This is a genomic window from Devosia sp. (genome assembly GCF_035944845.1).
GTDB lineage: Bacteria > Pseudomonadota > Alphaproteobacteria > Rhizobiales > Devosiaceae > Devosia_A.
The window spans coordinates 1-12,719 of the sequence record NZ_DASZAW010000133.1 but is presented as its reverse complement, the minus strand read 5'-3'; the positions used below and the strand labels follow the sequence as shown (position 1 = coordinate 12,719).

12 protein-coding genes are annotated in these 12,719 nt (G+C 66.5%); 1 reads left to right on the top strand and 11 read right to left on the bottom strand.

Annotated elements, in window-relative coordinates:
• Nucleotides 1-165: 165 nt before the first annotated feature.
• The 11 genes from VGV07_RS26220 to VGV07_RS26170 all read right to left on the bottom strand — a co-directional run bounded on the left by VGV07_RS26220 (nucleotide 166) and on the right by VGV07_RS26170 (nucleotide 11,125).
• Complete coding sequence (locus VGV07_RS26220; RefSeq protein ID WP_326871683.1) at nucleotides 166-531, bottom strand: helix-turn-helix domain-containing protein; 366 nt, start codon at nucleotides 529-531, stop codon at nucleotides 166-168.
• Nucleotides 532-651: 120 nt separating this feature from the next.
• Nucleotides 652-996, bottom strand: coding sequence for a monovalent cation/H(+) antiporter subunit G (gene mnhG, locus VGV07_RS26215; protein WP_326871682.1), 345 nt, complete (start codon nucleotides 994-996; stop codon nucleotides 652-654).
• On the bottom strand, nucleotides 993-1,274 hold the full coding sequence (locus tag VGV07_RS26210) for a K+/H+ antiporter subunit F (RefSeq protein ID WP_326871681.1): 282 nt from the start codon (nucleotides 1,272-1,274) through the stop codon (nucleotides 993-995). The genes mnhG and VGV07_RS26210 overlap by 4 nt, the downstream gene beginning before the upstream one ends.
• Nucleotides 1,271-1,756, bottom strand: coding sequence for a Na+/H+ antiporter subunit E (locus VGV07_RS26205; RefSeq protein WP_326871680.1), 486 nt, complete (start codon nucleotides 1,754-1,756; stop codon nucleotides 1,271-1,273). Before VGV07_RS26205 ends, VGV07_RS26210 begins: the two co-directional genes overlap by 4 nt.
• A complete protein-coding gene (locus VGV07_RS26200) occupies nucleotides 1,753-3,342 on the bottom strand; it encodes a monovalent cation/H+ antiporter subunit D (RefSeq protein ID WP_326871679.1) in 1,590 nt (529 codons plus the stop codon). The genes VGV07_RS26205 and VGV07_RS26200 overlap by 4 nt, the downstream gene beginning before the upstream one ends.
• A complete protein-coding gene (locus VGV07_RS26195; protein WP_055883493.1) occupies nucleotides 3,342-3,677 on the bottom strand; it encodes a Na+/H+ antiporter subunit C in 336 nt (111 codons plus the stop codon). The genes VGV07_RS26200 and VGV07_RS26195 overlap by 1 nt, the downstream gene beginning before the upstream one ends.
• Entirely contained in the window at nucleotides 3,668-6,553 is a 2,886-nt protein-coding gene (locus VGV07_RS26190; protein WP_414650000.1) for a monovalent cation/H+ antiporter subunit A, read from the bottom strand. The genes VGV07_RS26195 and VGV07_RS26190 overlap by 10 nt, the downstream gene beginning before the upstream one ends.
• Before the next feature lie 282 nt (nucleotides 6,554-6,835).
• Nucleotides 6,836-7,816, bottom strand: coding sequence for a sugar phosphate isomerase/epimerase family protein (locus tag VGV07_RS26185; protein WP_326871677.1), 981 nt, complete (start codon nucleotides 7,814-7,816; stop codon nucleotides 6,836-6,838).
• Between the two features lie 44 nt (nucleotides 7,817-7,860).
• Nucleotides 7,861-9,333, bottom strand: a complete 1,473-nt coding sequence (locus VGV07_RS26180) for an FGGY family carbohydrate kinase (protein ID WP_326871676.1) — start codon at nucleotides 9,331-9,333, stop codon at nucleotides 7,861-7,863.
• On the bottom strand, nucleotides 9,330-10,283 hold the full coding sequence (locus VGV07_RS26175) for a transketolase family protein (protein WP_326871675.1): 954 nt from the start codon (nucleotides 10,281-10,283) through the stop codon (nucleotides 9,330-9,332). The genes VGV07_RS26180 and VGV07_RS26175 overlap by 4 nt, the downstream gene beginning before the upstream one ends.
• Nucleotides 10,283-11,125, bottom strand: a complete 843-nt coding sequence (locus VGV07_RS26170; protein ID WP_326871674.1) for a transketolase — start codon at nucleotides 11,123-11,125, stop codon at nucleotides 10,283-10,285. The genes VGV07_RS26175 and VGV07_RS26170 overlap by 1 nt, the downstream gene beginning before the upstream one ends.
• Before the next feature lie 230 nt (nucleotides 11,126-11,355).
• On the opposite strand from VGV07_RS26170, the gene VGV07_RS26165 reads away from it, so the two are divergent.
• Nucleotides 11,356-12,189 carry a DeoR/GlpR family DNA-binding transcription regulator gene (locus VGV07_RS26165; protein ID WP_326871673.1) on the top strand — a complete coding sequence of 278 codons (834 nt, stop codon included), beginning with the start codon at nucleotides 11,356-11,358 and terminating at the stop codon, nucleotides 12,187-12,189.
• Nucleotides 12,190-12,719: the final 530 nt, after the last annotated feature.

The following is a 12,719-nucleotide window of genomic DNA, read 5'->3' as shown; positions in this document are numbered from 1 at the left end:
CCAGCGGAGCTGGTGGAGGGGGCGACCACAAACACCGGCGCCTCCGGCCGCCCCCTCCACCGCCTTCGGCGGTCCCCCTCCCCCGTTGCACGGGGGAGGACCACTGAGAGTCCCGTGCGTACGCCATATGCGATAGTCCTGCCCTCAAGGGGGAGGGGAGCCCTTCTACATCGCGACCGAACTCTCCGCCCGCTCGGCAAACTCGCGGCGCGCCGTCGCAATACGGTCGCGGTTGGCGTAGGCGATCGAGCCGAGCTGTTTGACCCCGCCGACCAGTTCCTCGCCCAGCTCTGTCAGTTCGTATTCGACCCGCGGCGGAATGGTCGCAAATGCGGTGCGCTCGACGAAGCCGTCGCGCTCCAGTTCTCGTAGCGTCGCCGCGAGCTGCTTCTGCGCCACGCCGCCGACATCGCGGGCGATTTCGCCGAAGCGCAGCCGGCCGGTTTCCAGCGCCACCAGCACCGGCACGGTCCAGCGCGCCCCGGTCAGGTCGAACACTTCACGGACGATGGTTATGTCTGGCTTGGTCATTTCGGCACCTCGATTCACCTGGTGGTACCCTAGGCGAGCAAGCTTGCGACAGGCTTGCAGGTGCGGCAGTCGGCAGTCGGGAGTAGGCAGTCGTGGCACTGCCCATCGACTGCCGATTGCCTACTGCCGACTGCCGTCTTCCGTCTCCCGCGCTTCCTCGATCCGATCGCGGAACAGCGTCGCCCGGGCGAGCAGCATCAGCGTGACCGGCGTGGTCACTGTCACGAACAGGAAGATCACCAGTTCGTGGATCACCAGGCGTTGCTGCGTCACCGTGAAGAAGATTGCTGAAGCCAGCAGGATCAGGCCGCCGCCCATGCTGGTGCCCATGGTGGGGGCATGGATGCGGCGGTAGAAATCGGAGAAGCGCACCAGCCCCAGGCACCCGGCCATGGTGAGGCCGGCGCCGACGACGACGCATACGGAAACGAAGATGGCGAGCCAGAGCGGCAGGTCGTCGATCATTCGATCACCTCGCCGCGCATCAGGAACTTGGCCAGCGCCACGGTGCCGACGAAACCGAGCAGCCCGATCAACATGGCGAGCTCGAAATAGATCGCCGAGCCGGTGCGAATGCCGAGCGTCACCAGCAGCAGCAGGCCGACCACATAGAGCGCGTCGAGCGCGAGTATCCGGTCCTGGGCGCGGGGGCCGCGGACCATGCGGTAGAGCGTCGCCAGCATACCGATGCCGAGCATCACCTGGCTCGCGAGCAAACTCCAGTCGAGGATCATCTGGCTCATTCGAAAATCTCCAGTAACAGCCGCTCATAGCGCTGCTTGACGGTGGCGATCCATTCGTCCTTGTCGGCGAGATCGAGCACGTGGATCAGTACGGTGCTGCGCTCGCCGTCATACTCAAGCCAGGCGCTGCCGGGCGTCGCCGTGAGCAGGCATGCCAGCACCGCGAGGCCGAACTGGTTGGTGAGCTGCAACTCCATCTTGATGAAACCGGCCCGCGGCTCGGCCCGGGGGTTGAGGAGGATCAGCAGCACCGCGATGTTGGAGCGGACGATGTCGATGCCGGCCACCGCTATCAGCTGCAGCAGGCTGAGGGGGCGGCGGAACCGGACCCGGCCGGGGAGGATGGCGCTGGCGGCAAACGCCACGCCGATGGCGACGCCGCCGCCGAGCAGCAGCTGACCGAGCCCGAGCGACTGCTGCAGCACCAGCCACAGCACCAGCAGCGCTCCCGCCAGCACGGGATAGGGGAGCAGCCGCCTCATGGCGTGGCTTCCCTGGGCAGCACCACATCGACATAGCCCTGTGGCGAATGGATGAAGGCGGCCGTCTCGGTGAAGAACGCCATCGCCGGGCCGGCAGCCAGCGCCAGCGCCACGCAGAGCGCCAGCAGTACGACGATCGGCGCCAGTTCCGCGGTTCGCACCAGGGGGGTGTCGCTGTCGGGCAGCGAAGTCCAGAAGATGTTGATGCCGTTGCGCACCATCGCCACGAGGACCAGGAAGCCCGAAACGATCAGCGCGGCGATGAACCACCAGGTGGCGGCAGTCGGCCCGGCGCCGAGCGCCGCCGAGATCATGGCGAATTTCGACACGAACCCGGAGAGCGGCGGCAGGCCGGCCATGATCAACGCCGCGATGGCGAAGCACCAACTGACGAGCGTCGCGGCGCCGGGCACGGTGCGGCTCACCTCGTCGACGTCGTCAGCGGCTTCTTCCTCGTCGCCGTAGATTTCGAGCGACACCGCCAGCACCTGTGCTTCGGCGGGGAGGATCTGGTCGATCACATCCTTGAGGAGGAACAGTGCGCCGGCGGCGAGAGTGGCGACGACGACATAGTAGAGCGCGCCGCTGGTGACGCCAGGCGCATTGTAGCCGACAGCGAGCAGCAGCGTTCCGGCAGAAACAAGGATCAGGTAGCTCGCCAGCCGGTCGAGCGCCTTGCTCGACAGCGCGCCGATGCTGCCGAAACTGATGGTGGCAAGCCCCAGCACCAGGAGCACGTTCTGCCCGAAGGCCAGTTCGGGGCCGGATGAGTTGGCGAACACCAGGGTCCAGAGCCTGAGGATGGCGTAAAAGCCCACCTTGGTCATTACCGCGAACAGGGCCGCCACCGGTGGGGCCGCCGAGGAATAGGTGCGGGGCAGCCAGAAGTGCAGCGGCCAGGAGCCGGCCTTGATCAGGAAGGCGACCCCGAGCACCGCCGCCCCGGCATCGAACAGGCCACGATCGTCAGGCGCAATCAGCGGTACGGCGCGGGCGATATCGGCCATGTTGAGCGTGCCGGTGGTGGCGTAGATCAGCGCCACGCCGATGAGGAACAGGAACGACGCCACTAGGTTGATGGCGATGTAGTGCAGCGCCGCCTTCACCTGGTTGCGGCCGCCGCCATGCAGGGTCAGCCCGTAGGAGGCGGCGAGCAGCAGCTCGAAGAAGACGAAGAGGTTGAACAGGTCACCGGTCAGGAAAGCGCCGTTGAGCCCCATCGTGAGGGCGTGGAACAGCGGGAAGAAGTTGGTGCCGCGGCTGTGCCAGCGCGCCGAGGCATAGACGAGGGCGGCAAGCGACAGGATCGAGGTGACGAGCACCATCACGGCCGCGAGCCGGTCGGCGACCAGCACGATGCCGAACGGCACCGGCCAGTTGCCGAGCGGGTAGACCGCTGCGAGGTGCCCATCGGACTGCGCCAGCGCAACCAGCAGCAGGATCGACACCAGCGCCAGCACGACGCTGAAGGCGAGGTTGAGCCGCACCCGGCTGGGGGGCCGCAGGTTGCCGAGCAGCAGGTTGGCGATGACAGCCGCCATCGGCACGAGGATGGGGAGGATGGCGATGTGATTGAGCGCCGCCATCAGTCCAGCTTTCCATCGACGTGGTCGTTGCCGGTAAGGCCGCGGGCCGCCAGCAGCACGACGAGGAAAAGCGCCGTCATGGCAAAGCCGATGACGATGGCAGTCAGCACCAGGGCCTGCGGCACCGGATCGACATAGTCGGCCGGGTTGGCATTGGCGCCATCGAGGATCGGCGCCGCATCCATGCGCAGCCGGCCCATGGCGAGGATGAACAGGTTCACCGCGTAGGAGATCAGCGACAGCCCGATGATCACCTGGAAGGTGCGCGGACGGAGGATCAGGTAAACGCCCGAGGCGGCCAGCACGCCGATGGCAGCGGCAAGGATCAGTTCCATTTTGCCAGTCCCTCGCGTTCCCTCGGCTTGGCCGAGCCGGCGGGCTTGGGCCTTCGGATCGACTGGTGCGCCAAGGCGATCAGCATCAGCACGGTGGCGCCGACCACCAGCGCGAACACTCCGAGGTCGAAGAGCAGCGCGGTGGCCAGCGGAATCTTGCCGATCAGCGGGATCTCCGCATAGGCGAAGGCCGAGGTGAGGAAAGGCGCGCCGAGCGCCATGGCGCCGAGCCCGGTCAGCATGGCGAGCCCCAGCCCCCAGCCGATCCACAGCACCGGCAAGACGCGCAGCCGCTCTTCGACCCAGCGAGTGCCGTTGGCCATGTATTGCAGGATGAAGGCCAGCGACAGGATGATGCCGGCGATGAAGCCGCCGCCGGGCAGATCATGGCCGCGCAGCAGCATGTAGATGGCGATCGCGATCACCACCGGGAACAGCCAGGTCATGATCAGCGCCGGGATACGCAGGAAATCATCGGCGAGCCGCTGGCCCTCGGCGCTGCCATCGAGCAGGCGCTGCTGCTCGGGCCGGTCGGCGCTGTCGGCGGCCGGGCGGAAGCGGCGGAGCAGGGCGAACACGGTGAGCGCCACGACGCCGAGCACGGTGATTTCGCCCATGGTGTCGAAGCCGCGGAAATCCACCAGCATGACGTTGACGACGTTGGTGCCGCCGCCCTGCTTGTAGGCGTTGGCGAGGAAGAATTCCGAGATGCCGGTCGGGGCGCCGCGGGTCATCACGGCATAGCTGGCGAGCGCTGCGCCCAACCCCACCAGCACCGCGAGACCGATATCGCGGGCCCGGCGCGCACGCGATCTGAGCGTCAGGTCGTCAGGCACCGGCAGGCGCTTGGGCAGCCAGCGAAGGCCGAGCAGGATCAGCACCGTAGTGGCGATTTCGGCGAGCAACTGGGTCAGCGCCAGGTCGGGGGCCGACAGCCAGGCGAAGGTGATGCAGGTGGCGAGCCCGGCGCCGCCCATCAGGATCATCGCCGCAAGGCGGTGGAACCTGGCCTGCTGTGCTGCGGCGATGGCGCTGACGCCGCCCAGCACCCAGACGAGGCCGAGCACCGGATCGAAGCTTTCGGGCAGCGGCAGGTTGCCCATGCGGGCCCAGCCGGCGGCGACGCCGGCAAGGAGCGCCAGCAGCACGACGATGAAGATCTGCGGCTGCAGCCGCTGCGTGCCGAACAGCTCAATGAAGCTCCGCGCCCATTTGTTGGTGGCGTTGACCAGCAGGCGCTCGAAGATGCGCTGGCCGCGGAAGCGGGTGAGGAAGGGCAGCCCGTCGACATCGCGGAAGCGCCGGTAATAGGGCACGTAGATCACCACGCCGCCGAGCATGGCGAGGAGGCTCATCAAGAGCGGCCAGTTGAAGCCGTGCCAGACCGAGAGGCTGTAATAGGGCGTGTCGGCACCCAGCACCGACTGCACCGCCGAGGCGAGGAACGGCCCGATGGTGATGCCGGGGATGATGCCGACGGCGAGGCAGACCACGACCAGCAGTTCCATCGGCCGCCGCATCAAGGCCGGCGGTTCGTGCGGCACCCGGTCGAGTTCAGTCGGCGGCGGCCCGAAGAACACGCCATGCACGAACTTGATCGAGTAGGCGACGCTCAGCATGCCGGCAATGGTCGCGCCAATCGGCAGCGACAGGTTGACGAATGCGTTCGGGTTGAACACTGCCGTTTCGGTGAAGAACATCTCCTTGGAGAGAAAGCCGTTGAGCAGCGGCACCCCGGCCATGGCGCCGCAGGCGATGATGGCGAAGGTGGCGGTGAACGGCATGAACCGCCTGAGGCCACTGAGCTTTCGCACGTCGCGGGTGCCGGTTTCGTGGTCGATGATGCCCACCACCATGAACAACGACGCCTTGAAGGTAGCGTGGTTGGCGATGTGGAAGATCGCCGCCACGGCGGCAAGCGGCGTCCCCATGCCCAGCAGCGTGGTGATGAGGCCGAGATGGCTGATGGTCGAATAGGCGAGGAGGCCCTTGAGGTCGCGCTGGAACAGGGCGGCGGCGGCGCCGAAGATCAGCGTCGCGAGGCCGGTATAGGTGACGATGGCGAACCAGAGTTCGGAATCGGACATTACCGGCCAGAACCGGGTGAGGAGGAAGACGCCGGCCTTCACCATGGTGGCCGAATGGAGATAGGCCGAGACGGGGGTCGGCGCCGTCATGGCGTTGGGCAGCCAGAACTGGAACGGGAACTGCGCGCTCTTGGTGAAGGCGGCGAGCAGGAACAGGATCAGCGTGACCGGATAGAGCGGGCTATCGACCAGCGTGCTGCCCGAAGCCAGCACATCGTCGAGCTCGTAGCTGCCGACGATATGGCCGATCAGCAGCATGGCGACGAACAGCGCCAGCCCGCCCATGCCGGTAACGATCAGCGCCATGCGAGCGCCATCGCGCGCATCGCCGCGATGGTACCAGTAGCCGATGAGCAGGAACGAGACGAGGCCGGTCAGCTCCCAGAACACGGCGAGCTGGATGATGTTGCCGGAGAGCACGAGCCCCAGCATCGCGCCCATGAAGGCGAGCAACAGCGCATAGAACCGCGCCACCGGATCCTTGGGCGACATGTAGTAGCGGGCATAGAGCACGACGAGCAGGCCGATCAGCGTGATCAGCACGCAGAACAGCCAGGCGAGGCCATCCATGCGCAGCGTCAGATTGAGCCCGAGCTGCGGGATCCACTCGATGCGGTGGGACAGCACGCCGACAGCTGAAATCTGCGGGAACAGCAGCAGGGTGATGAGGAAGAGCAGGGCCGCGACGCCGCCGCTGACGTACACCGCTCCCGAGGATAATCGACCCTGCAGCGCATAGGCGAGGATGCATGCCAGAAACGGCAAGGCACATAGTGCTCCCAATGCAATGTCAGGCGAAAATCCCGGCAGCGTCCCGTCCCCAAATCAGTGTGTGCATCGGGTATAGGTGGGGATGAGACGGTTGGAAAGTGCACCATTTGGCGGTGCGGCAGCTTGTCCGTGGGCCAGGCACCGGCGGTGCAGCAATCCTCCCCCGCGTGGCGGGGGAGGGGGACCGCCGAAGGCGGTGGAGGGGGCATGAAGCGCCGATGGTTTGGCCGCCCCCTCCACCAGCTTCGCTGGTCCCCCTCCCCCGCCACGCGGGGGAGGATCACGGAGAGGACGGTGGCCTCAGAACGACCCGAACAGCGCCTTCTGCGCGATGCGCAGCGCAGCGATGGCGTCGTGGTCTTCCTGGGCCTTGCGCAGCGCCTTGAGATCCAGCGCTTCGAGGCCGCGGTCGACCGCCTTGAGGAAGTCGATGGCGTGATCGGCAGTTGCGACGCTGTCCTCTCGGAACGGGAACTGGTCGAGCTGCCAGACGCCGTCCCACTTGTTCTTGCGCAGCACGTGGAAGAACTCGAACAGCTCGATCGGGTGGAGGCTGCCGGCCACCAGGTCGTCGTCCCAGGAGCGGTAGTTGTCGTTGACGTCCATGCCGAACAGCCGGCCGTAATCGATGGCCATCTGGGCGGAGTCGGCGGCGGATTCGCCGCCGAAAATGGCGTGGCCGAAATCGAGCAGGATGCCGACATTGGGCAGGCCGATCTTCTCGATGCCGAGCAAGGTGCGGGCCAGCGAGTCAAAGCTCATATGCACGCGCGGCTCGCGCGGCTTGTATTCGATGACGAATTTGAGGTCGGGATTTTCGCTCGCGAGCCGGCCGACGCCGTCGAGCGAGTTCTTCCACAGCGCCCCGTGATCGACCTGGAACGGATAGTCCCAACCATCCTGGCCCGGCCAGAGCTTCACGTACTCGGCCTTGAATTCGCGCACCACGCCGGCGGCTTCGGTGATCAGTTCGTGGGCGCGCTGGCGAATGCCCGGATCGGGGTTGGTGAAGGCGCCCTTGCGGAATTCGCGGGTGTAGATCTCGGGGGTGATGCCGATGACGCCGAGCTTGTTGCGATCGAGCGCCGTCTTGATTTCGGCATTGGAGAACTCGCCGCCGAAGAATGGGTAGTTGATGTCGACGACGCTGAGGTCGCGCACCTTGCCGGCGAGGTCGATGGCCTCGATGACGTTGCGCGGTTCGCCATAGCCGTCGGTGGCGTAGCGATCGACATAGGTGGCAAAATGCCAGATGCCGGCTCCGAAGCGCAGCTTGCTCATCTCGATGGTCTCCCTCGTGTTGTTGTCCGCCCGAAGCGGTTGGTTCAGGTGATCTGGTCCCGCTGCAGCACGCGACCGACGCCGGCGAGCCAGCCCGAGAGCGCCGCCTGGCGCGCGGCTTGCGACATTTGCGGGATGAACTGGTCCTCTCGCCCTTTGGGCCGCGTGGTGTTGCGGCCGAGGCCCGAAGCGGCGAGCAGCGCGGCGCCGGCGGCGCTGACTTCCGGCAACTCGCCGCGCAGCACCGGGCGATCGATCAGGTCGGCCTGGAACTGCAGCAGCATGTCGTTGCGGGCCGCGCCGCCATCGGCCGAGAGCCGGCCCAGCGGCTGGCCGAGATCGGCTTCCATGGCGCTGAACACGTCGGCGACCTGGAAGGCGATGGCTTCGACGGCGGCCCGCGCCAGGTGCGCCGGGGTGGTGCCGAGCGCCAGGCCCGAGATGCTGCCGCGGGCGTCAGGATCCCAATAGGGGGCGCCAAGCCCGACCAAGGCCGGCACGAAGGTGACGCCATTGCTGTCGGGGACGGTGGCGGCCAGTGCGGCGACGGCGGCGGGGTCGGGGATGCCGAGCAGGCTCCCCATGAAGGCGACGGCCTGGCCTGAGACCGAGATATTGCCCTCGAGCGCATAAGCGACGCCGGCGCTGGTGCTCCAGGCGATGGTCGAGGAGAGGCCGCTGCGGCTCATGATGCGACCCGAGGTCAGGGTCATCAGCGAGGTGCCGGTGCCGTAGGTCGCCTTCACCGTGCCCGGTTCGCGCACGCCGTGGCCGAACAGGGCGGCGTGAGAGTCCCCGATCATGGCGTGGATGGGCGTTCCGGCAGCCAGGGCCGAGACGCCCGCTGCGGCTGCGCCGAAGGCGCTGTCGGAGGGGCGAACGCGGGGCATGAGGCTCAGCGGCACATCGAAGATGCGGGCGAGTTCGGCGTCCCAGGCCAGCGCCTCGGTGTTGAACAGCTGGGTGCGCGAGGCGTTGGAATGATCGGTGGCGTGCTCGCCACCGGTGAGGTTCCACAGCAGCCAGGCATCGATGGTGCCGGCGCGTAAATGCCCCGCGGCGGCGGCGTCCCGGGCACCGGAGACGTTGTCGAGGACCCAGGCAAGCTTGGCTGCCGGGAACAGCGGATCGATGCCAAGCCCGGTGCGGGACTCGATCAACTCACCATGCCCGGCGGCTCGGATGGCGGCGCAGGCGGGGGCCGAGCGGCGGCATTGCCAGAGGATGGCCGGGGCGATCGGCTCGCCGGTGCGACTGTCCCACACCACGATGGTTTCGCGCTGATTGGAGATGGCCAGCGCGTCCAGGTCGGGGCCGACCCTGGCGACGACGTCGGCTATTACGGTGCGAACGGCCTGCCAGATAGCGGTGGCCGATTGCTCGGCCCAGCCGGGCTGCGGATAGCTGACCGCCATCGATACCGCAGCACTGGCCACCACCTGGCCCTCGGCGTCGAACGCCAGGGCCTTGGTGTTGGTGGTGCCCTGGTCGATGGCGAGGATCAGCCCGTTGCTCATTTGCGGGCAAGAAGCTGGCGTGCGGCGTCGGCGATACCGGCGGCGTTCAGATGGAAATGCTCGAGCAGCCAGTCGGCCGAGCCGGTGGGCAGGAAGCCGGGGAAGCCGAGAATGCGCATCGGCACCGGATCATGCGTCGCCAGGACTTCGGCCACTGCACCGCCGAGACCACCGCGCACCGAGTGCTCTTCGACGGTGACGACGGCGCCGGTCTTCGCCGCTTCGAGGATGGTCGCCTCGTCGAGCGGGTTGACCGTCGACATGTTGATGACGCGCGCCGCGATGCCGTCGGCGGCGAGCGCCTCGGCCGCGGCGAGCGCGCGGTGCACCATCACGCCATTGGCGATGATGGCGAGATCGTCACCATCACGCAAAGTCTCGGCCTTGCCGATCTCGAACTTCGCGTTGGAGCGCTTGAGGTCGGGCACCGGCATGCGGCTCACCCGGATGAACACCGGGCCATCGAGTGCCGCGGCGGCGCGGATCGCCTGTTCGGTCTCCCAGGGGTCGGAGGGGACGATCAGCGTCAGGTTGTTGAGCAGCCGCAGCCAGGCCATGTCCTCGATGGAATGGTGGGTGGGGCCGAGTTCGCCATAGGCGACGCCGCTCGATTGGCCGATCAGCTTCACGTTGACATTGGTATAGGCGATATCGGCCTTGATCTGCTCCATCGCCCGGGCGGTGAGAAAGCACGCGGCGGCCGAAACGAAGGGGATCTTGCCGCCATTGGCGAGGCCGGCGCCCACCGCCACCACGGTCTGCTCGGCGATGCCGACATTGACCATGCGCTCGGGCCAGCGCTTCCTGAAATTGACCAGCTTGGACGAGCCGACGCTGTCGCTGACCACGGTGACGATGCGCGGGTCGGATTCGGCCAGCGCCTCGACGGTCTTCGAGAAGGTGTCGCGGCAATCGTGCCAGCCGGCGGGGGCAGGGGCAGCGGCGCTCATCAGGCGAGTTCCCGCATGGCTTGCTCGTACTGTTCCTTGTTGGGCACGCCGTGGTGCCAGGCGACGTTGTCGTGCATGAAGCTGACGCCCTTGCCTTTAAAGGTGTTGGCGATGACGCAGAGCGGCTTGCCGCGGCCCTTGGGCGACTTGCTCAGCACTTCGTAGAGGGCGCGGTGATCGTGGCCGTCGACCATCTCGACCTGCCAGCCAAAGGCGCGCCACTTGTCGTCGAGCGGATCGAGGCCGGCGGTTTCCTCGGTGCGGGCGCCCTGCTGCAGCCGGTTGCGATCGATGATCAGCGTCAGGTTCTCGAGCTTCCGATGCCCGGCGGTCAGCGCCGCTTCCCAGTTGCTGCCTTCCTGCAGTTCGCCGTCGCCGGTGAGCACGAAAGTGCGGTAATCGGCATTGTCGATCTGGCCGGCAATGGCGATGCCGACGCTGACCGGCAGGCCGTGGCCGAGCGGGCCGGTATTGGTCTCGACGCCGGGCAGGTAGTTGCGGTTGGGATGGCCGTTGAGCAGCGACAGCGGCTGCATGTAGGTGTTCAGCTGCGCTTCGGGGAAGAAGCCGGCGGCGGCGAGCACGGCATAGAAGGCGCCGGTGCAGTGGCCCTTGCTCATCACGAAGCGATCGCGCGTCGGGTGGCGCGGATCGGCGGGATCGTGGCGCAGCACGCCGAAATACAGCGTCGCCAGCACGTCGGCGGCGCTGAAATCGCCACCGGGGTGACCCAATTGCGCCTCGTACACCATCTGGAAACTGCGCCGGCGGATCCACAGCGCCTTGTCGCGGATCAGCGCGACCGGATCGTTGCGAAGTTCGGCGGAAGCCGGGAACGTCAAAACTGCCTCCTCCAGCATTCGGGGTAAGACGGCTTGCTGCCGCTGCCTCCCATGCATCTTGCTGCGACAACTAACCGATTGTTTGCCGCTCGTCACTATCGAAAATTTGCGAATGGTTTCGTTTGGCGTATAGTTGCTAGATATCCGAAGTGGAAAGCGGGGTGCGCGGGTTGCGGAAAACCCAACCGCCACGGTAGTTTGCCAGAGGTCAGCAAAGGCGCGCCTGAGAGATGAACGAGCAGAAGAGCATCCGCCGGCAGGACCGCAAGGCAGGCGTCGACGCCGGCACGCTGAGCGGGCTGTTGGCGGAGCCGCGGCGGCGCAAGATTCTCGAGTGGCTGCAGGAAGAGGGCAGCGCCCGGGTGCGCGACCTCTCCGCCGCCTTCGAAGTCAGCGAAGCGACGATCCGACAGGATCTCGAGCGGCTGGAAGCCGACGGCTATATCACCAGGGAGCATGGCGGCGCATTCCTCAAGACGCTGCCCCGGCAGGTCGAGACGCTGAGCCTGCAACACCTTGAGAACATGGACAAAAAGCGCAGGATCGGGGTGCGCGCCGCAGCGCTGGTCGGCGATGGCGAGACGATCATTCTCGATGCCGGCTCGACCACCACCGAGGTGGCGCACGGGCTGCTGCAGCGGCGCGACCTTACCGTCATCACCAATGCGCTCAACATTGCGCTGATCCTCGGCGCGGTGCCCGGATTCGCGGTGCATATGCCGGGCGGCCAGTTCAAGGCGCCCACCCTGTCGCTGAGCGGCGACAAGTCGGTCGAATATTTCCGCGACATCCTTTCGGGCAAGTTGTTCCTCGCCACGGCCGGGGTGTCGCTCGATGCCGGGCTGACCTATCCGAGCTTTGCCGATCTGCAGCTGAAGCAGGCGATGATAAAGGCGGCGCAGCACGTCTACCTGGTGGCGGATTCCACCAAGATCAACCGCACTTCGTTCACGCGGCTTGGCACTTTGGATGTGATTCACTCGTTTATCACCGATGACGGGATCCGGGACGAAGACGCCCGGGAGTTCGAGCGTCGTGGCATCGAACTGATCATCGCTCGCTGAAATAGTTTAGACCCACCAGTCTCTTAGTTCCACTGCCTCAGCGCCAGTCGCTGGGGCAGGACGCTGTGCCGCGCTGCCGAACCGGATCGGATACGCGCTGCTTACTGGCGATCGCCGCGAAAATCGGCATTGACTTGCGCTCAATAGCTCCGTAATCGTCATCAATCGCAAACAAAACGAAACAGACAGAACTCGTCTGGTTGCGATGCGGGCCTCGGGTGCAGATACCTGAGGTGCGCACGGGGAGCAGGTGAGGAGCCCTTCGAACACGGCGACTTCGTGCGCGGCCGGCGTGAAGCCGGCTGACGGCACGGCTGTGCGATGGCCGACCACCGCGAGGTTCAATCCCGGACGCTTTGGCCGAGACCCGGCGGCGATCCTGGGCACATGAGGAGGACACGGACAATGGTACGGCTTGGCCGATACGTGCTGGCCCCGCTGGCGGGCCTGCTGCTGGCAGGCGCCAGCTACGCGCAGGAAATGACCGATGTGGGCACGCCCCGCAGCGAGACGCTGATCGTGCAGACCTT